19 protein-coding genes and 1 riboswitch are annotated in these 19,711 nt (G+C 58.1%); of the genes, 8 read left to right on the top strand and 11 right to left on the bottom strand.

Annotation, left to right across the window (positions count from 1 at the left end; genetic code table 11):
• Window positions 1–125: 125 nt before the first annotated feature.
• The 4 genes from H8B15_RS13280 to H8B15_RS13265 all read right to left on the bottom strand — a co-directional run bounded on the left by H8B15_RS13280 (window position 126) and on the right by H8B15_RS13265 (window position 3,901).
• Window positions 126–1,223 (bottom strand): homoserine O-acetyltransferase family protein, encoded by a 1,098-nt coding sequence (locus H8B15_RS13280; RefSeq protein ID WP_246455465.1) that lies wholly within the window; start codon window positions 1,221–1,223, stop codon window positions 126–128.
• 240 nt (window positions 1,224–1,463) lie between these two features.
• The gene (locus H8B15_RS13275) at window positions 1,464–2,843 is read right to left on the bottom strand and encodes an O-acetylhomoserine aminocarboxypropyltransferase/cysteine synthase family protein (RefSeq protein ID WP_187320176.1); all 1,380 of its coding nucleotides are present in this window, start codon (window positions 2,841–2,843) and stop codon (window positions 1,464–1,466) included.
• 190 nt (window positions 2,844–3,033) lie between these two features.
• Window positions 3,034–3,174: a hypothetical protein gene (locus tag H8B15_RS13270; RefSeq protein WP_187320175.1), complete on the bottom strand. Its 141-nt coding sequence runs from the start codon at window positions 3,172–3,174 to the stop codon at window positions 3,034–3,036.
• 9 nt (window positions 3,175–3,183) lie between these two features.
• Window positions 3,184–3,300: riboswitch (SAM riboswitch) on the bottom strand.
• A gap of 295 nt (window positions 3,301–3,595) precedes the next feature.
• Window positions 3,596–3,901: a LysM peptidoglycan-binding domain-containing protein gene (locus H8B15_RS13265; RefSeq protein WP_187320174.1), complete on the bottom strand. Its 306-nt coding sequence runs from the start codon at window positions 3,899–3,901 to the stop codon at window positions 3,596–3,598.
• A 269-nt stretch (window positions 3,902–4,170) separates the two neighbouring features.
• Between H8B15_RS13265 and H8B15_RS13260 the strand changes: the two genes are divergently transcribed.
• Window positions 4,171–4,590: a lipocalin family protein gene (locus H8B15_RS13260; RefSeq protein WP_187320173.1), complete on the top strand. Its 420-nt coding sequence runs from the start codon at window positions 4,171–4,173 to the stop codon at window positions 4,588–4,590.
• A 177-nt stretch (window positions 4,591–4,767) separates the two neighbouring features.
• On the opposite strand, the gene H8B15_RS13255 is transcribed toward H8B15_RS13260, so the two are convergent.
• Complete coding sequence (locus H8B15_RS13255) at window positions 4,768–5,844, bottom strand: lysylphosphatidylglycerol synthase transmembrane domain-containing protein (protein WP_187320172.1); 1,077 nt, start codon at window positions 5,842–5,844, stop codon at window positions 4,768–4,770.
• Window positions 5,845–6,048: 204 nt separating this feature from the next.
• Between H8B15_RS13255 and dxs the strand changes: the two genes are divergently transcribed.
• Complete coding sequence (gene dxs, locus H8B15_RS13250) at window positions 6,049–7,992, top strand: 1-deoxy-D-xylulose-5-phosphate synthase (RefSeq protein WP_187320171.1); 1,944 nt, start codon at window positions 6,049–6,051, stop codon at window positions 7,990–7,992.
• Between the two features lie 162 nt (window positions 7,993–8,154).
• On the opposite strand, the gene H8B15_RS13245 is transcribed toward dxs, so the two are convergent.
• Window positions 8,155–8,838 (bottom strand): SRPBCC family protein, encoded by a 684-nt coding sequence (locus H8B15_RS13245; RefSeq protein ID WP_187320170.1) that lies wholly within the window; start codon window positions 8,836–8,838, stop codon window positions 8,155–8,157.
• Window positions 8,839–9,201: 363 nt separating this feature from the next.
• Here H8B15_RS13245 and H8B15_RS13240 point away from each other — a divergent pair, with 363 nt between their 5' ends.
• Window positions 9,202–9,954: an alpha/beta fold hydrolase gene (locus H8B15_RS13240; protein ID WP_187320169.1), complete on the top strand. Its 753-nt coding sequence runs from the start codon at window positions 9,202–9,204 to the stop codon at window positions 9,952–9,954.
• A 152-nt stretch (window positions 9,955–10,106) separates the two neighbouring features.
• On the opposite strand, the gene H8B15_RS13235 is transcribed toward H8B15_RS13240, so the two are convergent.
• On the bottom strand, window positions 10,107–11,102 hold the full coding sequence (locus H8B15_RS13235; RefSeq protein ID WP_187320168.1) for an aspartate-semialdehyde dehydrogenase: 996 nt from the start codon (window positions 11,100–11,102) through the stop codon (window positions 10,107–10,109).
• A 147-nt stretch (window positions 11,103–11,249) separates the two neighbouring features.
• On the opposite strand from H8B15_RS13235, the gene H8B15_RS13230 reads away from it, so the two are divergent.
• Window positions 11,250–13,862 (top strand): lamin tail domain-containing protein, encoded by a 2,613-nt coding sequence (locus tag H8B15_RS13230; protein ID WP_187320167.1) that lies wholly within the window; start codon window positions 11,250–11,252, stop codon window positions 13,860–13,862.
• Window positions 13,863–14,025: 163 nt separating this feature from the next.
• On the opposite strand, the gene H8B15_RS13225 is transcribed toward H8B15_RS13230, so the two are convergent.
• Window positions 14,026–14,352 carry a hypothetical protein gene (locus tag H8B15_RS13225; RefSeq protein WP_187320166.1) on the bottom strand — a complete coding sequence of 109 codons (327 nt, stop codon included), beginning with the start codon at window positions 14,350–14,352 and terminating at the stop codon, window positions 14,026–14,028.
• 137 nt (window positions 14,353–14,489) lie between these two features.
• Window positions 14,490–14,678 (bottom strand): hypothetical protein, encoded by a 189-nt coding sequence (locus tag H8B15_RS21045; RefSeq protein WP_246455484.1) that lies wholly within the window; start codon window positions 14,676–14,678, stop codon window positions 14,490–14,492.
• Between H8B15_RS21045 and H8B15_RS21040 the strand changes: the two genes are divergently transcribed.
• Together H8B15_RS21040 and H8B15_RS13215 are read left to right on the top strand one after the other, a co-directional pair.
• On the top strand, window positions 14,589–14,789 hold the full coding sequence (locus H8B15_RS21040; RefSeq protein WP_246455470.1) for a DUF1800 family protein: 201 nt from the start codon (window positions 14,589–14,591) through the stop codon (window positions 14,787–14,789). The genes H8B15_RS21045 and H8B15_RS21040 overlap by 90 nt on opposite strands.
• Before the next feature lie 145 nt (window positions 14,790–14,934).
• Window positions 14,935–15,318, top strand: coding sequence for an SPW repeat domain-containing protein (locus H8B15_RS13215; RefSeq protein ID WP_187320164.1), 384 nt, complete (start codon window positions 14,935–14,937; stop codon window positions 15,316–15,318).
• Between the two features lie 122 nt (window positions 15,319–15,440).
• Here H8B15_RS13215 and H8B15_RS13210 read toward each other — a convergent pair whose 3' ends face one another.
• Together H8B15_RS13210 and H8B15_RS13205 are read right to left on the bottom strand one after the other, a co-directional pair.
• Entirely contained in the window at window positions 15,441–16,157 is a 717-nt protein-coding gene (locus H8B15_RS13210) for a hypothetical protein (protein WP_187320163.1), read from the bottom strand.
• 87 nt (window positions 16,158–16,244) lie between these two features.
• Complete coding sequence (locus tag H8B15_RS13205; protein ID WP_187320162.1) at window positions 16,245–17,114, bottom strand: transporter; 870 nt, start codon at window positions 17,112–17,114, stop codon at window positions 16,245–16,247.
• Window positions 17,115–17,307: 193 nt separating this feature from the next.
• Here H8B15_RS13205 and H8B15_RS13200 point away from each other — a divergent pair, with 193 nt between their 5' ends.
• Together H8B15_RS13200 and H8B15_RS13195 are read left to right on the top strand one after the other, a co-directional pair.
• Window positions 17,308–18,792 carry a glycoside hydrolase family 30 protein gene (locus H8B15_RS13200; RefSeq protein ID WP_187320161.1) on the top strand — a complete coding sequence of 495 codons (1,485 nt, stop codon included), beginning with the start codon at window positions 17,308–17,310 and terminating at the stop codon, window positions 18,790–18,792.
• 160 nt (window positions 18,793–18,952) lie between these two features.
• Window positions 18,953–19,579, top strand: a complete 627-nt coding sequence (locus H8B15_RS13195) for a DUF1349 domain-containing protein (protein ID WP_246455463.1) — start codon at window positions 18,953–18,955, stop codon at window positions 19,577–19,579.
• Window positions 19,580–19,711 lie beyond the last annotated feature (132 nt).

Genomic DNA, 19,711 nt, shown 5'->3' with positions numbered 1-19,711 from the left:
TCCTTTCGGCCGGCAGCGTACGCACAAAAGCGGGCGCACCCGCACCTATGTTGTTTTGAGAATAAGCCATTCCGAAACAACATAGGTGCGGGTGCGCCCGCTTTTGTGCGTACGCTGCCGGCCTTTTAGCTCGCTAATGCAGTAGCGTAAAACTGCGCCAGGTGATGCGCAATCTGCCCTACCTCAATCAAAAAACCATCGTGCCCGTAGCGGGATTCCATTTCGGCGTAGGTAGCGCCCGGAATATGCTGCGCCAGAAATTGCTGTTCGCTGGGCGGAAACAGCACATCGGACGAAATGCCTAACACCAGCGTATGTGCCCGAATACGGGCCAGCGCCGCTGCTGCCCCGCCCCGGCCGCGCCCTACGTTGTGCGAGTCCATGGCTCTTGATAGCGTCACGTACGAATACGCATCGAAACGAGCTGCGAGCTTTTGGCCCTGGTAGCGTTGGTAGGCGCTGGCGCGGAAATCGGTGAGCTTGTCGTCGGTGTCTTCCTGTTGGGTCTGGCCGTAGGCATTGTAGGTGCGGTAGCTGAGCAGGGCCACGGCCCGGGCCGCTTGCAGACCCGCCTGGCCGCCATCGGGTGTAGCCGCGTGGTAGGTAGGGTCGGCCAGGATGGCCATGCGTTGGGCCTCGTTGAATGCAATGCCCCAGGGAGAATGCCGGGCGCTAGTAGCCAGTATTACCAGGTGCTCAAACAAATGGGGTTGCTGCACGGCCCATTCCAGCGCTTGCTGCCCACCCAGCGAGCCACCAATCAGCGTGTGTATGTGCTTGATGCCCAAGTGCCGGTACAGTAGCTCGTGAGCCGCTACCTGGTCGCGAATGGTAACTAGCGGAAAGGCCTGGTAGGGCGCCGGGGCGCCGGGTGCGGCCGGCGTAAGCGGGCCCGTAGAGCCGTAGCAGGAGCCCAGCACATTGGCGCACACGATAAACCAATCGGCCGGATCATAGTAGAAACCCGCACCAAACAAGCCGGGCCACCACGTCAACACGTCGGCGTTTGCCGTGAGGGCGTGGCACACCCACACAACGTTCGTACCCGCATCATTCAGCGTGCCATAGGTGCTATACGACACCTGCACCTGGGGTAGGGAGGTACCGCTTTCCAGCGGGAAAGGCTCAGGTGATACAAAAAGGTGGGTCGACTCCTCCATAAAACGCGAAAAGCAGGCAGCGGCACCGGCGCACAAAGCGTCCGGCACGCGCTTCCTGCGCATCAAAAAATAGATACTCAAATTGGAGCCGGTGCCGGGGTAGCGTTTAAAAGTCCCACCCCAAAAACAAAACCCAGCCGGCACCGGACCAATTCGTTGTTGAGGCCAGTTGAAGCCCCTTGTTTGTCATGCTGAGCGCAGCGGAGCGGAGTCGAAGCATCTCTCCTGATAGTATCTCAACGAAGCGGCAGAGATGCTTCGACTCCGCTCCGCTGCGCTCAGCATAACGTTCTACAGTTCAACTTACACTTCCAGCGGTTGCAGGTGCTCCTTAGCGGGCTTCTGCAACGCATCCTCCGACTCGTCGGGGGTAGCCAGGTTTTTTACCGCGTCGAAGGCTTGTTGCAGGTCGCCTTTGATGTCCTCGAAATGCTCGATGCCCACCGACAGGCGTAGGGAGGTAGGCGTTACGCCCGAAGCCAGCTGCTCCGCTTCCGACAACTGCTGGTGCGTGGTAGCTGATGGTTGAATGATGAGGGTTTTGGCATCGCCTACGTTGGCCAAGTGGCTCACCAGCTTTAGGTTGTCGATAAACTGGGTGGCCGTTTCCTTCGAGCCACGGATGCTAAAGGTGAGTACGCCGCCTGCGCCTTTGGGCAGGTATTTCTGCGCCAGTGGGTAGTAGGGGCTGCTCTTGAGGCCGGGGTAATTCACCGATTCCACCTGCGGGTGCTGCTCCAGCCACTGGGCAATTTTCAGGGTGTTTTCTACAGTGCGCTCCACGCGCAGGCTCAGGGTTTCCAGGCCAATCAGCAGCTGCCAGGAGTTGAAGGGGCTGATGGCCGGACCGAAGTCGCGCAAGCCTTCTACCCGTGCACGAATGGCAAACGCAATGTTGCCGAACGGCCCGCCTACCCCAAATACATCGTTGAATACCAAGCCGTGGTAACCATCGGATGGCTCCGTGAACTGCGGGAATTTGCCGTTCCCGAAGTCGTACTTGCCGCCATCCACAATCACGCCGCCCACGCTGGTGCCGTGGCCGCCAATCCACTTCGTAGCCGATTCTACCACGATGTGCGCGCCGTGCTCCAAGGGGCGGAACAGGTAGCCGCCCGCCCCAAACGTGTTGTCTACCACCACCGGCAGGTCGTGCTTCTCGGCAATGGCCGTAATCTTCTCGAAATCTGGAATGCTGAAGCTGGGGTTGCCAATGGTTTCCAAGTAGATAGCCTTGGTTTTCTCGTCAATCAGCTTCTCAAATTCCTCGGGCTTGTCGCCATCGGCGAAGCGCACTTCAATGCCCAGACGTTTGAACGCTACCTTAAACTGGTTGTAGGTGCCACCGTAGAGGTAGGTGGTGCTCACAAAGTTGTCGCCGGCCTGCAGGATGTTGTTGAGGGCGATGAACTGTGCTGCCTGACCCGAACCCACGGCCACGGCCGCCACGCCGCCTTCCAAGGTCGCCACGCGCTGCTCAAACACGTCGGTGGTAGGGTTCATTAGGCGGGTATAGATGTTGCCAAACTCCTTCAGGGCGAACAGATTAGCGCCATGTTCGGCGTTTTTGAACACGTAGGAAGTGGTCTGATACAACGGTACAGCACGAGCGCCCGTGGTGGGGTCGGGTTGTTGGCCGGCGTGGAGTTGGAGGGTTTCGAAGTGGAGGTTCTGCGTAGACATATGGAAAACGAAAAAACGATTCAGAGAAAAAAAGAGAAGAAGCAGGGTAGGGAACTCCAGGGGCTGTCGGAGCCGGGCCAGAGACGCAGCAGGGCGTGCGTCGGAGGAAAGAGCCGCTTGTGCATAGGGCAACAAGTGGCGTGCTGGCAAGGGAAAAAGGAACGATGCGCGCTACGGCAGCATCAAGAAGCTACATCCGACAACCCCAACACATTCGCATTCGCGTCGGCGCGGCGGCCAGCGAAACGCAAGAACCCGCAAAGCCTTCGGGGCGCGACGAAGCGGCCGGAGCGTGCGGGTGGGTAGGGATGAAGTCGGAAGAAGGTAGCATGGGTACTCAAACTTATAGTTCCCACTGGCAATACGCCAAGCGGGCAGGAATTGGCACCTGTCGCGCTTTCGCGGATGGTTGCCAGTGGGTCACGGAGCCTGTTCTCTCGCCACTTCTGTATAAATCTCAAAAAAACTACCCCAGCGTGTTGGGGGAGTACCGGGTTGGTGGTTGCAAATGTAAAGGCAGGATTTTAAAATCCAAACCTTCGCTGAAATATTTTTTTGGCGGGGCTAAGAAATTATTTGTGTCTCGTTGTTGAACAACCAGCATCAGCAACGACGAGACGCAAGTATGCGTCTCCACACCGTTTCGGCTCAAACAGCCTTTAAGGGAAAGTAACCCTGCCAGGAGCACCTAAGAACGTAAAAAGCCGCTTTCTGCAATAGAAAGCGGCTTTTTAAGGAGGTGAGATAGTCTCCTACAGCTTGGGTAGCTGGAGCACTTGGCCTACCTCAATTTTATCGGGGTTGCTGCCGATGGTGCCTTTGTTGGCATCGTAGATCTGGTGCCATTTGCTGGCGTCGCCGTAGTGGTTTTTAGCAATTTTGGAGAGCGAGTCGCCGCTTACTACTGTGTACGTTTCGCCGGCTGTGGCGGCAGCAGTAGTGGTGTCGACTTTGCTGTTGCCGAAGAAATCGGTGTCGGCATTGGCGTTGGGCGTGCCGGCGGCAGGAGCAACGGGTTTCTTGTCGCCTTCGTTGGAGAGGAAATCAAATAGTCCCATGATGGTGCGTGTGTTAATGGAAGAGGAGAAAACAGCTCTTGCAGACCCGCACAAAGCAGGCCCGGGAGATAAGCTGATATGCTTACGCCCGCCCTATCAATAAGTTGCAGGTAGCGCCTAGTTGTGGTACAAGGGCTGTTTTTAAGGCAATAGCTTAACTCTTTCTGAAGGTGACCGTAAGAACCGCAACAACTTCCACTATAGCCGGCGCTGGTCTGCGCTTCGCAGCTGACAAAGGCTACATCTCTCACTCCCAAACATCTTTTTTCATGCAGACTCAACTTTCTCCCCTGCGTTACATCACCAGCCTGATGGCACTGCTCGTGCTCCTAATGGCGGCTTCCTGTGGCAACAAGGAAGGCAAAGTAGAAGGCGTAAACATGCTGTACGGCGAAAACAGCAAAACCTGGAAAACCGACAAGCAAACCAATGCTGCCGGCGACAAGGTGAAGCAATCTGACGCCGATGAAGACCAGCGCATTACGTTTTATGCCAATGGCCAGTACAACATGATGTCGGGCGCCCAGACCATGAACGGCAAGTATGATTTCGATCAAGCTGGCAAAACCATCACCATGACTCAAGATGGCGCTTCGCAATCGAACACATTCAACGTAGTAACCCTCACGGACGATAAGCTGACGCTGAAAGGCACCAGTGGTGCTGAGCTACACCTAGAAAAGGAATAGACTCATCAAATGTCTTATTAAAAAGGCGTTCTGCACCATGCAGAACGCCTTTTTTGTTGGGCTTGTGCGCAGTTAGGTGAGGCGTAGAACCGCAAGGAGGAGGCTCGTCATCGAGCGTCCACGGCTTGCATCGTTCAACGTAGCGCTATAAGGATACGGCTCTATATTGGTTAAGGATTATGCGGCTACTGCCGCAGCCTGAGGCCGGCCAAACACTCGCCCTACCCACCGCGGCAGGAAGATGGCCCCGAAGATCAGATACAGATAATAGGTAGTGATGCGGTAGATCAGTACAATGAAGTTGGTCATGGTGGGCGTGCCGATGAACTTACCAAAGAAGGTAGGGAAGGCACCTTCGGCTATGCCCGATCCGCCGGGTGTGATGGCTAGCAGCAGAATGACTTTGTAGGTGAGGTTGCGGGCGAAAATCATGGCGAAATCGTGGCCCGTGACGTGGATGAACGCCGCAATGATGCAGCCGATAACAGCGTAGCGGGCCGTCCAGACGAAGATGGTGGAGAAGATGGCCCGCAGCCAGTAGCCCGCACCGTTGCCGCGCAGCTGGGCCGAGGCCGCCACCATCTCGGCGCCGTGCTGGTAGGCGTTGCCGCGCCACCGTCGCAGCATCCGCCACGAAAAGAACCGCACCAGAAACCGCCGCACCGATACAGGGTTGATAAACAGCGCGTACAGCATCAGCCCCGAATAGAGCGACACCATAATGTAGCTCAGGATGAAGGCAATTTGCAGGGTTGTGATGAGGCCGCTGTGCAGGGTTTCGTCAGGGTAGAGGCCCTCGCCGGCCAGCAGCACCACCAGCGGCACCAGCACCACGTAGTACATATTGTCCAGCAGGGCCGTCACCATCACATAAGCCAAGGACTTGCCTAATGTGATGCCTTCCTTATTGAGCAGAAACGGGGCTACCGAGGTGCCACCCACCGCCGAGGGTAGCACGCAGGAGGCAAATTCCCAGATCATAATCACCTCCATGCTGGCCCGCCAGCTCAACACCTTTTCCGAAATGTGCCGGATGCGGTACATGTAGCCCGCATCACGAGCAATGAGTACGAGCAAGGTGATAAACAGCCAGTGCAGCTTGGCGTCGGCCAGCGGGGCCAGGTCGCCGGGCTTGTAGCTGCGCCAGAACATAAAACCCACCACGCTCAAGCCCAACAGTACCGGCAGCACGATGCGCGAAGGGCGCAGTTTGTGAAGCAGTTGCTGTTCCTGGGAGTCTTGGATGGTAGGCATAGGAAAGGAAGATAGGGAAAACGTAAAAGTAAAGATTCTGAGAAGCCGACGGGGGTACAGCGCCCGGGCCGGGTATTGTACAACCGGCCGTTCGGAAAAATCGTACCTTTGACTGTTGTACGTGCTACAGCGTGTGAGTTGGGTTGTTTCACTAAACCCGGCCCGCGGGCCCGCGCTTCTTCTCGCCTATTCTGCTCCCCTACGATGATTGTTGAACCTGGTACTCTGCTGGCGGCGATAGACTCGCCCGACGACTTAAAGAAGCTCAGCCCCGAGCAGCTCGTGCAGCTCAGCCAGGAACTCCGACAATTCATTATTGATTCCGTTTCCATCTACGGTGGTCATTTTGGGGCCTCGTTGGGCGTGGTAGAGCTGACGGTGGCGCTGCACTACGTTTTCAATACTCCCTACGACCAATTGGTGTGGGATGTGGGCCACCAAGCGTATGGTCACAAAATCTTAACGGGCCGCCGCAACCAGTTTCCTACTAACCGCCGCTACCACGGCATGTCGGGCTTCCCGAAGCGCACCGAGAGCGTATACGATGCCTTTGGGGTAGGGCACAGCAGCACCAGCATTGGGGCTGCGCTGGGCATGGCCGTGGCCAGTGAGTACAAGGGTGAGCACGACCGCCAGCACATTGCCGTGATTGGCGACGGCGCCATGACGGCCGGTATGGCCTTCGAAGCCCTCAACCACGCGGGGGTAGAGAAATCCAACCTGCTGGTAGTGCTCAACGACAACTGCATGAGCATCGACCCCAACGTGGGCGCGCTCAAAGAATACCTCACCGACATCACCACCTCGCGCACTTACAACAAGGTGCGCGACGAGCTGTGGAACGTGCTGGGCAAGCTCTCCAAGTTTGGCCCCAATCCCCAGCAAATTGCCCGCCGGGTAGAGCAAGCCATGAAGGCTACCCTGCTGAAGCAAGGCAATCTGTTTGAGGCGCTGAAGTTCCGTTACTTCGGCCCCGTGGATGGGCATGATGTGCAGCATCTGGTCAGCATTATGCGCGACCTGAAGAGCATTCCTGGCCCCAAGCTGCTGCACTGCGTGACGGTGAAGGGCAAGGGCTACGCGCTGGCTGAGAAAGACCAAACGCTGTGGCACGCGCCGGGCCTGTTCGACAAGATTACGGGCGAGATCTACAAGAAAATTCCCGACAAGCCCCAGCCGCCCAAGTACCAGGACGTATTCGGGCACACGCTAGTAGAGCTGGCCGAGCAGAACGACAAGGTGATGGGCGTGACGCCTGCCATGCCGTCGGGCTCGTCGATGAACATTATGATGAAGGCCCTACCCGATCGGGCCTTCGACGTGGGCATTGCCGAGCAGCACGCCGTGACGTTCTCGGCTGGATTGGCCACGCAGGGGTTGGTGCCGTTCTGCAACATCTACTCGTCGTTTATGCAGCGCGCCTACGACCAGGTGGTGCACGACGTAGCCCTGCAAAACCTACACGTGGTGTTCTGCCTCGACCGCGCCGGCTTTGCCGGTGCCGACGGCCCTACCCATCACGGCGCCTACGACCTGTCGTACATGCGCTCCATCCCAAATATGGTGGTGGCCGCCCCTATGAACGAGGAGGAGCTACGCAACCTAATGTATACGGCCCAACTGCCTGAAAATGCGGGCCCGTTCACCATTCGCTACCCCCGCGGTGAGGGTGTGATGCCGGAGTGGCGCACGCCGCTGAAAAAGGTAACCGTAGGCACCGGCCGCGTAGTGCGCGAGGGCGAAGGCGTGGCTATCCTGACTATCGGCCACATCGGCAACTACGCCGTGCGCGCCACCAAAGAGCTGGCTGCCGAGGGCCTCAGCACCGGCCACTACGACATGCGTTTCTGCAAGCCCCTGGATGAAGAAATGCTGCACGACGTGCTGCGCCGCTACCGCGCCATCGTGACGGTAGAAGACGGCTGCCTGCCCGGCGGCTTCGGCTCGGCGGTGCTGGAGTTTATGGCCGACCACGGCTACTCCCTACCCGTCCGCCGCCTCGGCATCCCGGACAGGGTGGTAGAGCACGGCACCCAGGACGAACTATACAAAGAGTGCGGCTTCGACGCCGCCGGCATCGCCGCCGCCGTGCGCGAGATGAGCGGCAAGGTGGAAGCCCTGGCCCCGGTGGAAACGGTGTTGCTGTAAAGAGAAATCATCTGTCATCCTGAGCTTGCGAAGGACCTTCTCACGGTAGAACGATTGGCATGACAATGACTCGTGCTCACGTAAGAAGGTCCTTCGCTCCGCTCAGGATGACAGATAGGAAAAAGAAAACCCCGCCGGATGCTGCGTCCGGCGGGTTTTCTTTCAGATTGCTGGCGTCTCGCACCTTTTCCGAATGACAGTTAGAATTCGTTCTTGAATGTCACCCATAATATAATCTGTCCAGAGGCCAGCGTAGAAATTGAGACGCGTACTGAGGCGCTGTTGGCTGTAGAGAACAAGGCGAGTTTGGGTAGGCGATACTGCGTGCAACTCGTATGTACCGTGCAGCACATCAAAAAAACGTCCGCCGATAGTTACGTGCTCATCAAAGGTAGTGGGTGGAATAGTGGCCGTGTTGGGTTTGATGCTGAAGGATAAGCGCCGCTGCGGTTCCCACACGTCCACCGTTTCGATAAATTCTACGCCGCGTTCGAAGGTAGCATGCCGCACGCCGCCTACCCCCTCGTAAGTGAGAGTGGCCTTCACAGGACGCGGAAAGCCGAGCTTGTCCACTAGGCTAGGAGCTAACTCAGCGGTAGAAATAGCAGGCACGCGGGTGATGTGCTGCCAGACAACAGAGGCAGGAGCCTGAATCAAAATTGTGTTTTCGACGCGGCGGAAATCGGTAGGGGCTGCGTACCACGTCTCGAAAGTGCCTGCCAGAAAAGGGGCTATAATGAAGACAGCAACGGTAAATGACCTGTCGCGAGGCGGGCGTTTGGCAGCCCACATATCGTATAACTTAGCTCCAATAGTGGCCGTGAAGATGAATAACGGCAGAATCATGAGGATGCAGATCATTCCTTCCAAATGGAATGCTAAGGCAGATGCTATAAATAGCAGAACTGTCAATAGCGGATTCCAGAGAAGCCGCCAAGTGCTAGAGGCGGTAGTCGGGGTAAAATGCGCTGACAATGCTCCAAGAGAGGTAGGCATTACAACCAAAAAACCTAGTGTAAGCAGACCGCCAGCGCCGTTGAAAATGCTTGTGGTGAATACAAAGCGAGAAAATAGAGCGAAAAATAGTCCGATGCCACTAGCAATAAAATAAGGCGTATGTCGGCGCGCGATGGAGAACATATCAGGAAATAGGTAGGTAGAAGTGGAAAGTCAGTAAGTACGACGTATAGAATTCCAAACCCAATAATAATGCCCCAACACCCTACCCTCGTCTTCCTCCACGGCTTTATCGAAAGCCGCGAAATCTGGACGAACTTCACCCGCGACTTTCCTGCCGCCTACCCCGTTTTCGCGCCCGATCTGCTGGGCCACGGCGCCAATACCGCGCCCGTAGCCAACTACTCCATGCGCGCCCAGGCCGAATACGTGGCGGAGCAGCTGCAACAACAGCAAATCGAGAAAGCCGTGTTGATTGGCCACAGCATGGGCGGCTATGTGGCCCTGGCCCTGGCCGAGCAGCGGCCGGAACTGGTAGCGGGATTGTGCCTGCTCAACTCCTCCGCCCTGGCCGATACGGACGAGAAAAAGCAAAACCGCGAGAAGAACATTGACTTTATTGAGCGGCACGGGGTAGAGAAGTTCATGAACTCCTTCGTGCGCCCCCTGTTTGCGCCCGCCCACCGCGACACGATGCCCGAGCAGCTGCGGATGCTGGAGGATATTGGCAAGGCCACACCCAAGGAAACCTTCATCGGCGGGCTGCGGGCCATGGCCGCCCGCGCCGACCGTACGCAGGTGCTACGTGAGGCGCAGTTTCCGGTGCTTGTTATTGCCGGCAAAGACGACTTAGCAGTGCCCTTTGAGCAATCGGTGGAGGTGGTGCAGTTGGCTCCGGTTACGTACGCGCTGTTTCTGGCGGAGGTAGGGCACCTGGCCTACCTAGAAGCGCCGGAACGCACGCGGCGGGCATTGCTGGATTTTGCGGGGGTAGCGTTTGGGTAGGAAGTAAGCGGCGATAGAAACAACCTGTCATCCTGAACGCAGTGAAGGACCTTATCACGTGAGAACGATGGTCGTAACAACGACTTGCTCTCACGTGATAAGATCCTTCACTGCGTTCAGGATGACAGGTTTGTTATCTGTCAGCTAAAAACTTACCCAATCAGCCCCATTTTCATCATGGCCTCGGCAATCTGCACGGCGTTGGTGGCGGCACCTTTGCGCAGATTGTCGGCTACTACCCACATGTTGAGGGTGCGGGGCTGGGTTTCGTCGCGGCGGAGGCGGCCTACCAGCACCGCGTCTTTGCCGTGGGCGTCTTTGGGCATGGGATAGACGTTATTCTTTACATCATCTACCACTTCTACACCTTCAGTCTGGCGAAGTAGTTCGCGCACCTCGTCGAGGTCAAACTCCTCGGCAAACTCCACGTTCACCGACTCCGAGTGGCCGCCCATCACGGGAATGCGCACGGTGGTGGCCGTCACGCGGATGGAGTCGTCGCCGAAGATTTTCTTGGTTTCCTTCACCATTTTCATCTCCTCCTTAGTGTAGCCGTTATCCTCGAACACGTCGATGTGGGGCAGCACGTTCAGGTCGATGCGGTGGGGGTAGGCGGGGTTGCTAGGCGCCTGGCCGGCGCGCTCTTCCAGGAGCTGGTCCACGGCTTTTTTGCCGGTGCCCGTCACGCTTTGGTAGGTGCTCACCACAATGCGCTGCGCCTTGTATTTTTCGTGTAGCTTATTGAGAGCCACCACCATCTGAATGGTAGAGCAGTTGGGATTGGCAATGATTTTATCATCAGCCGTCAGCTCCTTGGCGTTGATTTCGGGCACCACCAATTTTTTGGTATGGTCCATGCGCCAGGCCGAGGAGTTGTCGATTACCACGGTGCCTACCTCGGCAAAGCGCGGGGCCTCTTCCTTGCTGGTGGTGCCACCGGCCGAGAAAATAGCCACGTCGGGGCGGGCGGCCACGGCGTCGTCCATGCTCACCACCTTGTATTTTTTACCCTGAAACTCAATTTCCTGGCCCACCGATTTGGCAGAGGCCACGGGTAGAAGCTCGGTGACCGGGAAATTCCGCTCGGCCAGCACTTTCAGCATTTCGCCCCCGACCAGGCCGGTGGCACCTACTACGGCTACTTTCATGGTTGTTTAAAAAATGAGTAGAACAGTAAAGGTACACGCTGCTATTCTTTTTTGCAGCAGGATTTGAATTTCCTGATACAGAGCGCAAAGGTTGGCGCGCATTGTGCGTGAAGATGCGCCGCGCCGGAAATTATCATCTCTATCCTCGTGAAAATCTACCTATTACTGGCAGCTCTGTTGCTCACGTTGTCCGCGCACGCCCAACTCAGCGAGTCCTTCGCCGACGGCGACTTCACCCAAAACCCAACCTGGACCGGCGACGTGACCGGCTTCGCCATCAACGCGCAGAAGCAGCTGCAAACCAATGGCCCGGCCACAACGGGCACCCAGCTGCAACTCGCTACGCCCTGCCAAGCCGTGACCGGCACCACCTGGGAGTTTTGGGTGAACATCAAAAACGCCGTGAGCAGCGGCAACTACGCCGACGTGTGGCTGCTGGCCGACCGCGCTGACCTGAAAACCAGCGGCACCCAGGGCTACTTCGTGCGCGTAGGCGGCACGCCGAAAGAAGTGGCGCTGTTTCGCAAAAACGCCACCGGCAGCCCCGCCTACGTGGTAGACGGGCAGGATAACACGCTGACGTCGAGCACCAACAACCTGGTGCGGGTGCGCGTGACGCGCTCTGTGCAAAACGTCTGGACCCTGGAGCGCGACCTGACTGGCGGTACCACTTTCACCACGGAAGGCACCGGGACCGACGCCACCCACCAGCGCGGCGGCTACGTGGGGGTAGTCGTCACGTACTCATCGGCCAACAGCCAGAAGTATTTCTTCACCGATTTCCGGGTGACGGATACCACGCCGCCTACCCCGATAAAAGCAACGGCTACGGCTGCCCGGCAATTCGACGTGACGTTCAATGAGCCTGTGGCGCCCAGCGTGGGTGCTGCTAGTTTCCGGCTGATGGGGGGCGGTGCGCCGGCCATTGTTAGTGTTGAGCGTGATGCCACGGACCCCGCCGTGGTGCACCTCACGTGTGCGGCCAATCTACCGCTGGGTAGCAACGTGGTAGAGGTGCGCCAGGTAGCCGACCTGTACGGCAACGCATCGGCCGGACCGCTTACGATAGGCTTCGTCAATAATGGCTTTGCTGTGGCACCTACGTTCAACCAACTGCTCATCACCGAAATCCTGGCCAACGAGACGCCGGTGGTCGGGCTGCCGGCTTCGGAATACGTGGAGGTGCACAATCCCAGCGCCACGGCCGTGCTGGATTTGGCGGGCGTGCGCCTGCTGAAACCGGGCAGCACCAGCAATCCGGCGGTATTTCCGGCCGGGGCGGTGCTGCTGCCTGGCGAGTACGCGGTGGTGTGCGGCAGCACGCGGGTAGGGCAGTTTGCCGGCCTGGGCAAGGTATTCGGGCTGACGAACTTCCCCAGCCTCACCAACGCCGGCGACCAGCTGGTGCTGCGCGCCCGCACGGGCCAGACGCTGTTCGAAATCAGCTACTCCGATACGTGGTACAAAGACAGCAAAAAGAAGAACGGCGGCTGGGCGCTGGAAATGGTGGATACGGCCAACCCCTGCGCCGGCTCCGGCAACTGGACCGCCAGTCAGGACCCCAGCGGCGGCACGCCCAGCCGCGCTAATTCCGTGCGCGCCACCAACCCCGACCAGACGCCGCCCGCGCTGCTGCGCGCCCTGGCTACTGGCCCTACCACCGTGCGGCTGTTTTTCGGGGAAAAGCTGGATAGCGCCGCCGTGGCCAACGTGGCGCTGTACACGCTGAGCGCAGGGGCTACCGTCACGCGGGCCGCCGCCGTAGCGCCCGATTTCCGAGCGGTGGACCTTACGCTGGGCGCGACGCTGCAAGCCAACCAGCCCCGCACGGTGAGCGTGCAGCGCACCGTAGACTGCGTGGGCAATGCCACCGGCGCGGCGGCCACCGCCACGTTTGCCCTACCCGGCACGGCCGCGCCCGGCGACGTGGTTATCAACGAAATCCTCTTCAACCCACGCACCTACGCGGTGGATTTTGTAGAGCTGCTGAACCGCTCCGATAAGTACCTGGATGTGCAGGGCTGGACCCTGAGCAACCAAAAGCCCGACGGCACCTTGGACACCAAACCCGTAACGGCCGCGCCCTACGTGCTGGCCCCGCGCCAGCTGGTGGTCCTCACCGAACGCCCCGACATTGTGCAGGCCCAGTACCCCACCTCGCACAATGCAGCGGCCTTTCTGCAAGTTGCCGCCCTGCCTACTTACCCTGATGACGCCGGAACAGTAAGCGCCAGCTCGGCGGCTGGGGTATTGCTCGACCGGTATGCCTACGATAAAAGTCAGCATTTGGCCCTGCTCGGCGACCTAAACGGGGTGTCGCTGGAGCGCATCCGGGCTGATGGGCCGAGTGTGGCGGGCAACTTCCACTCGGCGGCCAGCACGGTAGGCTATGCCACGCCGGGTAGGCCCAACTCGCAATACCAGGACGACCCCGGCGGCGACAAGCTGTTTCGGTTGGAGCCTGAAGTCTTCACGCCCGACGAAGACGGGCAGCAGGATTTCACTACCCTCAACTACCAGTTAGATCGGCCAGGCTACGCCGCCACCGTGACCATCTACGACGCCCAGGGCCGACTGATACGCCGCCTCGTGCGCAACGAAACCCTACCCCTCAGCGGGTTTGTGCAGTGGGATGGCCTCACCGACCAGGGCCGCGAAGCATCGGTGGGGACCTACGTACTGCTGATTGAGCTGCTGCACCCAGCTAGCGGCGAGCAGCGGCAGTATAAGAAAACGGTAGTAGTAGGCGCCCGGTTCTAGGTAGGGTTTCGGGCGGAGTAGGTAGATAATCAAATAAAACCGTCATGCTCAGTACCGTTGTGGCCTCACTGCCGCTTCATTCGGGTGCATCCGATGAAGTGGTAGTGAGGCCACAACGGTACTGAGCATGACGGGCTACGCGTACTTTTTGATAACCAGTTGCTTAGTTGCTGCCGGTAGTGCTCATGCTACCCCCTGTGCTGCCGGTAGTGCTACCGCCTGTGGTACCCATGCTGCTAGTAGTGCCACCTGTGGTACCAGTAGTGCTACCCCCTGTGGTGCCAGCGCCACTGGCATTACCAGCGCTATCGGCCATGCCGGCGTTGTTGGGCGCATCTACGCGGGGCGAGAGTTGCTCTTGCTGGGCAGTGGTTTCGGGGTTGCCGTTACCACCAGCCTGGTAGGTCTCGTCGGTGGTATGGCTACGGCAAGAGCCCAGTGTGGCAGTGAGGAGTGCAGCAGCGGCAACTGTGGAAAGAAGACGTTTCATCGCGGGAAGAATAAGAAAGGTGTGGTTTTGTGATGTTACCGCGGAAAGTCGGACAAGGTTGTGTCCTGGCTGAAAATCAAAGGACAGCAGCGTCCTGGGTAAGTAAGCCTCTGGAGAAGGTAGGCGCCCAATGGCCGTCACGTGGCAGCGGTGTTATGGCGCAGCAGCAAGTCCAGCATGTATGCTGGCGTGCCGGTTTTGGCCGACGCCCCCATGACGTGGCCGCCGGCCAGACCCTGGGCAGGTTTGGCGACTTGCTGCTGGCTGTAAGCCAAGAGTCGGCTATACTGCAATTCCTGAACAGCCAGCAAAATAGAAAGCAGCATCAGCATCCCAACGAAAACTTTGTCTGCGAGGTGATGGAGCTATTTACGAGGGGCCGCAGCCACTACGCCGAGCAGCATATGAAAGCGGCTGCTTGTGTCTTCATGGGGTAGTGTAAGCTGCGCCGCAAGCCATGTAGCCAAGCTGAAGGGTAGAAAATCGAGGCGGGTGAAAAAGTAATAGCTCGACAATATCCATTGATTATCAAGGCCGTAGAAGGAGATACACGCTGTTTTTATCACCAAAACGCTTCACCTTATGAAAATTCTGTCACCGACCGCACACGGTATACTCGACTACCTCACGGTTGCCTTTTTTGCTTTGGCCCCTACCATGTTTGGGTTCACTGGCACCTATGCCACGGTTTGCTATGTGCTGGCCGCCGGCTACCTGCTCATCACGCTGCTCACGGCCTTCCCCATGGGTGTGCTCAAAATGATTCCGTTTCTGGTGCACGGCCGGTTGGAGCTGGTGAGCGGCCTGGTTTTCCTGGTTTCGCCCTGGCTGTTTGGCTTTGCCGACGACAACCTGACTGCCCGCAACCTCTTCATGGCCTCGGGGGTGGTCTTTCTGCTGGTGTGGTTCATCACCGACTGGCACGCCGAAACCCGTAGCGTAGCTACCGATACGCCCCGCGTATAGCGCCTGATACAACGAAAAGCTATAGAAAAAGCCCCGTCAGTATTCACCGGCGGGGCTTTCTTGTGCACTTAAACAGGGTTTTTCGTCAGAAGCTGAAGAAAAAGCAGGAGTGCTAAATCCGCTTAAAGCTGCGGCTTCTTCGATACGTACAGCATCCCGTTTGACTTGTTGCAGTATTGAAAAGTCTCCCGCCCGCCGCACAGCGGCGCCGAGGCCGTGACGTAGAGCCGGGACTTGGTATCGAAGGCAATACTGGTAATCTGATGATCCTGTGGCAGCGTCAGGTGCTGACCCGTAGACGTTTGGATGCCGATGTAGTCGACGCGCGAACTGCTGGAGTTGGGCGAAAGGGGCGTCAGCAGATACTCGATGCTATACACTGTGCCCGAAGAGGCGGTGGCCTGATTACGAGGCACGCGCGGTTCAAAATTAGCACGGCGCCAGTTGCGGTAGGGCCGCCACGTCGCGCCCTGATCTAGGCTAAAGTGGGAGGGAGAAGTAGCGTATTCTGTGTTATCGCCTCCCCTTGTGTACCCCGCACTCATTGTAAACAGGGTATCCTGTTGCTGTAAAAAGCCAAACAGGCCCGCGTTACTCTTGTAATCAGCTTGCTGCCAGGTTTTGCCGCGGTCTTTTGTGCAATAAATAGTGAAGCGGGTGGTAATGACCAATGTCCCGTCGATGTCGCCGGCTACGGCTTCAATGGCGCGGTCGTCGGGAGCACGCAGGACGTACCAGTCGGCGGTTTCGGTAGGCGCTAGCTCGGGGGTAGCATCTTTTTCTTTCTGGCAGGCAGCCAGGGATAGGGCCAGCAGCGTGGCGGGTAGAAGTAGCTTCATTTCGAAAAAGGATAAGGATAAAATCAGATGCCTTAAAGGTAGGGCATAATAGTATCCGTATCTAATCAACACGCTGCCTTTCCTACCCTATCTCCGCACCACAAACCCCACGAAATACTCCCGGTCGGCCTCACGGGTGAGGGCAAAATGACGACCGAAGTCAAACTGAATGTTTTTGCCCACGAAGAATACCGGCCCCACGTTCACGGCCTCTTCCCAGCGGGCGGTGCGAAAGTCGTGCGTGGCTACTAGCTCCACAAAACCTGTGAGCCAGGGCTTAAACGAGTGGTCGAGGTTGATAGAAGGTGCTGTTTCGACATAGTGCCGGCCAGCGTCGCGGTCGAAGACGAGGCGAGCGGGTAGCTGGGCACTTAGGTTCCAGTTGTCGTTGAGGACGTAGGTAGCGGGTAGGAGCACGCCATACTCGAAACCGCCCGCGCCCTGTGGGCCGCCAGTAGGCAAGCGCACATAGCCAATCAGCCCCACCGACAGCGGTCCGCTAGCGCTATCATTGCCAATAAAGTTATGCTTCACGCGCAGCGTGATGTCGCCGAAACCACGGTGGCGCTGGGTGGCGCTGGTGTCGGTAGCAAAGGTGCGGTCCCACTCGTAGGCATCGAGAAACAGCTGCACATCGGTGCGGTTGGTGAGGCCCATCTTCAGCACAAAGGCATCGGCCCGAATAGTGCGGTGGCGTGGTACCACGCTCGGTTTGCTATCAATCAGCCGGCCCAGGTCGGTTTCAAATTGCACGTGGCCCGCATCTACCGTAATAGGGCTTTCCGTCACGCCGGGGCGGTCGGGCGTGAGGGGGCGCATCAAGGAGCGCGGCACCGGCCGGGAAAGCGAGTACCGGCTTTTCACTACCGTAATAGAGTCGGTGGTCTGGGCCTGGGCCGCGGGCAGGCACGCCAGCAGGAGCCACGCGGCTGATAGGAGGGAGTAGAGTCGGGTCATAGGCAGCCCTACTACGGGGAATAATGCGCTTAGTTGATTTTTGGGTGCTCTGCCCTGTCTCTATGGCCATGCGGCAGGCGCAAATGCAGTTGCTCGCGGAGAATTTGAGCAATTTGCAGGCAACTGGCGGCAAAGCAGACAGTCTTTGTCCCTTCTGCCGTTGCCGGTGCTGTTCATTTCCCACTCCTACCCCATGCGTAACATTCTTTTATCGCTGCTGGCTGTTGGTGCGCTAAGCGCGCACAGTGCCACTGCTCAAAAAGCCACCAAGTCGGCCCCCGCACCGGCTCCCAAAACCTACTCCGCTGCTAGCAAAAAGGTGCAGGTATACACCACCGCCGCCGATACCCAACTGCGCCTCACCAAGGCCGACAATGACCTCAGCTTTCAGCCCATGGGTCAGCCGCTGGAAACCCAGGTGTGCCTGTTCGTGGATCCTACCCACACGTTTCAGTCGCTCACCGGCATCGGCGGCGCCCTCACCGACGCCTCAGCCGAGGTGTTTGCCAAGCTGCCCAAAGCCCAGCAAAAGGAGCTGTTGGAGGCTTACTACAGCCCTACCAAAGGCATTGGCTACACCCTGGCCCGCACCAACATTGCCAGCTGCGACTTCTCCACGGAAAGCTACACCTACGTGGCCGACAACGACAAGGAGCTGAAAACCTTCAGCGTGAAGCACGACGAGCAGTACCGGATTCCGTTCATCAAGCAGGCCACGGCGGCGGCTGGCGGCAAGCTGCCCCTGTTTGTGAGCCCCTGGAGCCCGCCCGCCTGGATGAAGGACAACCACAGCCTGGTGAAGGGCGGCAAGCTGCTGCCTGAGTACCGCCAGGCCTGGGCCAACCACTACGTGAAGTTTATCAAAGAATATGAACGTCAGGGTATTCCAATTTGGGGCCTCACGGTGCAAAACGAGCCCATGGCCAGGCAAACCTGGGAGTCGTGCGTGTACTCGGCCGAGGAAGAGCGCGACTTCGTGAAGAACTTCCTGGGGCCTACCCTCAAGAAAAACGGCTTGGGTGACAAGAAGCTCATCGGTTGGGACCACAACCGCGACCAGATATTCCAGCGGGCCAGCACCTTGTTTGATGACCCCGAGGCCAGCCAGTATTTCTGGGGCCTGGGCTTTCACTGGTACGAAACCTGGACCGGCAGCGGCCAGCTGTTCGACAACCTGCGCCGCGTGCACGAAACCTACCCCAGCAAAAACCTGGTGTTCACGGAGGGTTGCGTAGAGCAGTTCAAGCTCGACAACATCGGCGACTGGAAACTAGGCGAGCGGTACGGTCGCTCCATGATCAACGACTTCAACGCCGGCACCGTGGCCTGGACCGATTGGAACATCCTGCTCGACGAAAAAGGCGGCCCCAACCACGTAGGCAACTTCTGCTACGCCCCCGTGCACGCCGACACGCGCACCGGCAAGCTCACCTACACCAACTCGTTCTACTACATCGGGCACATCTCCAAGTTTGTGCGCCCCGGCGCCAAGCGCATTGCCGTGGCCTCCACCCGCGACTGGCTCTCGGCCACGGCCTTCGTAAACCCCGACGGCAAAGTAGTCGTGGTCGTGATGAACGACAGCGACAAAAAGCAGGAGTTCAGCCTCTGGATCAAAGGTCAGGCCGCGCCCACCGTCAGCCTGCCGCACTCCATGATGACGCTGGTAGTGAATTAGATAATAGGTGTTGACACTAATATAGAACGTCATTCTGAGCGGAGCGAAGAATCTCGCGTGCATCGCTACTCCCAATCAGCAGGGGATTACCAAAGCACGCGAGATTCTTCGCTCTGCTCAGAATGACGTTCTTTGAATATTTTCTACCCTACCCCAACCCATGAAAACCCTTCTGCTCGCTACCCTTTCGCTCTTTCTGGCTTTCACGGCTACGGCTCAATCCTTCTCCAACATGCGCTGGCTAAACGCTCCCAAAAAATCGACCGTAGCGGCCAACAAAATACAAGTACAGGTAGACGGCGGCACCGATTTCTGGCGCGTAACGCATTACGGCTTCATCCGCGACAACGGCCACTTCTTCTACCAGGAGCAGGAAGGTGATTTTCTGGCGAAAGTGAAGGTAGTGGGTCAGTACAAAGAGCTGTATGACCAGGCCGGCCTCATGATTCGGCTGGATGAAAAGAACTGGATTAAGACGGGCATTGAGTACGTGAAGGGCGTGCAGAACGTCAGCGCCGTGGTCACCCGCGAGGTGTCCGACTGGTCGGTGGTGCCGCGGCAGGACAGCCCCAAGGCCATGTGGCTCACACTGCTACGCAAAGGCGACTACGTGGAAATTCAGTACTCCTTCGACAACAAGGAGTTTAAGATGCTGCGCCTGGCCTACTTCCCGCCCACGCCAGGTAAGAAAGTACAGATTGGCCTCATGTGCGCCGCCCCCGACGGCAAAGGCTTCCCGGTGACGTTTGAGGAGTTTTCGGTGACGTCGGTAACGGGCGGGAAGTAAATAGCCCTGCGCAATGCTACCGCCCCTCGCACTCGCTCGGCTATGCCGAGTGAGCCCTACGTCTGAGGGGCTGTGCCCCGAATCCGGCCGCGCCGTTTGGATAAGGTCGTGCTAACATCAGACAGACGCGCG

Origin of the sequence: Hymenobacter citatus, from assembly GCF_014333615.1 — a bacterium.
Taxonomy (GTDB): Bacteria; Bacteroidota; Bacteroidia; order Cytophagales; family Hymenobacteraceae; genus Hymenobacter; species Hymenobacter citatus.
Note: the sequence above shows the minus strand (reverse complement) of the source record. Positions and strands in the feature narration are given on the sequence as shown.

Bases quoted from the DNA above. Each gene is read 5' to 3' on its own strand.
- H8B15_RS13240 (WP_187320169.1), top strand. From the start codon at position 9,202: ATGCCCCAACACCCTACCCTCGTCTTCCTCCACGGCTTTATCGAAAGC.
- H8B15_RS13210 (WP_187320163.1), bottom strand. From the start codon at position 16,157: ATGAAGCTACTTCTACCCGCCACGCTGCTGGCCCTATCCCTGGCTGCC.
- H8B15_RS13215 (WP_187320164.1), top strand. From the start codon at position 14,935: ATGAAAATTCTGTCACCGACCGCACACGGTATACTCGACTACCTCACG.
- H8B15_RS13265 (WP_187320174.1), bottom strand. From the start codon at position 3,901: ATGGGACTATTTGATTTCCTCTCCAACGAAGGCGACAAGAAACCCGTT.
- H8B15_RS13200 (WP_187320161.1), top strand. From the start codon at position 17,308: ATGCGTAACATTCTTTTATCGCTGCTGGCTGTTGGTGCGCTAAGCGCG.
- H8B15_RS13275 (WP_187320176.1), bottom strand. From the start codon at position 2,843: ATGTCTACGCAGAACCTCCACTTCGAAACCCTCCAACTCCACGCCGGC.
- H8B15_RS13225 (WP_187320166.1), bottom strand. From the start codon at position 14,352: ATGAAACGTCTTCTTTCCACAGTTGCCGCTGCTGCACTCCTCACTGCC.
- H8B15_RS13205 (WP_187320162.1), bottom strand. From the start codon at position 17,114: ATGACCCGACTCTACTCCCTCCTATCAGCCGCGTGGCTCCTGCTGGCG.
- H8B15_RS13260 (WP_187320173.1), top strand. From the start codon at position 4,171: ATGCAGACTCAACTTTCTCCCCTGCGTTACATCACCAGCCTGATGGCA.
- H8B15_RS13280 (WP_246455465.1), bottom strand. From the start codon at position 1,223: ATGCGCAGGAAGCGCGTGCCGGACGCTTTGTGCGCCGGTGCCGCTGCC.
- H8B15_RS13235 (WP_187320168.1), bottom strand. From the start codon at position 11,102: ATGAAAGTAGCCGTAGTAGGTGCCACCGGCCTGGTCGGGGGCGAAATG.
- H8B15_RS13195 (WP_246455463.1), top strand. From the start codon at position 18,953: ATGAAAACCCTTCTGCTCGCTACCCTTTCGCTCTTTCTGGCTTTCACG.
- H8B15_RS13255 (WP_187320172.1), bottom strand. From the start codon at position 5,844: ATGCCTACCATCCAAGACTCCCAGGAACAGCAACTGCTTCACAAACTG.
- H8B15_RS21045 (WP_246455484.1), bottom strand. From the start codon at position 14,678: ATGCTGCTTTCTATTTTGCTGGCTGTTCAGGAATTGCAGTATAGCCGA.
- H8B15_RS13245 (WP_187320170.1), bottom strand. From the start codon at position 8,838: ATGATTCTGCCGTTATTCATCTTCACGGCCACTATTGGAGCTAAGTTA.
- dxs (WP_187320171.1), top strand. From the start codon at position 6,049: ATGATTGTTGAACCTGGTACTCTGCTGGCGGCGATAGACTCGCCCGAC.
- H8B15_RS13270 (WP_187320175.1), bottom strand. From the start codon at position 3,174: ATGCTACCTTCTTCCGACTTCATCCCTACCCACCCGCACGCTCCGGCC.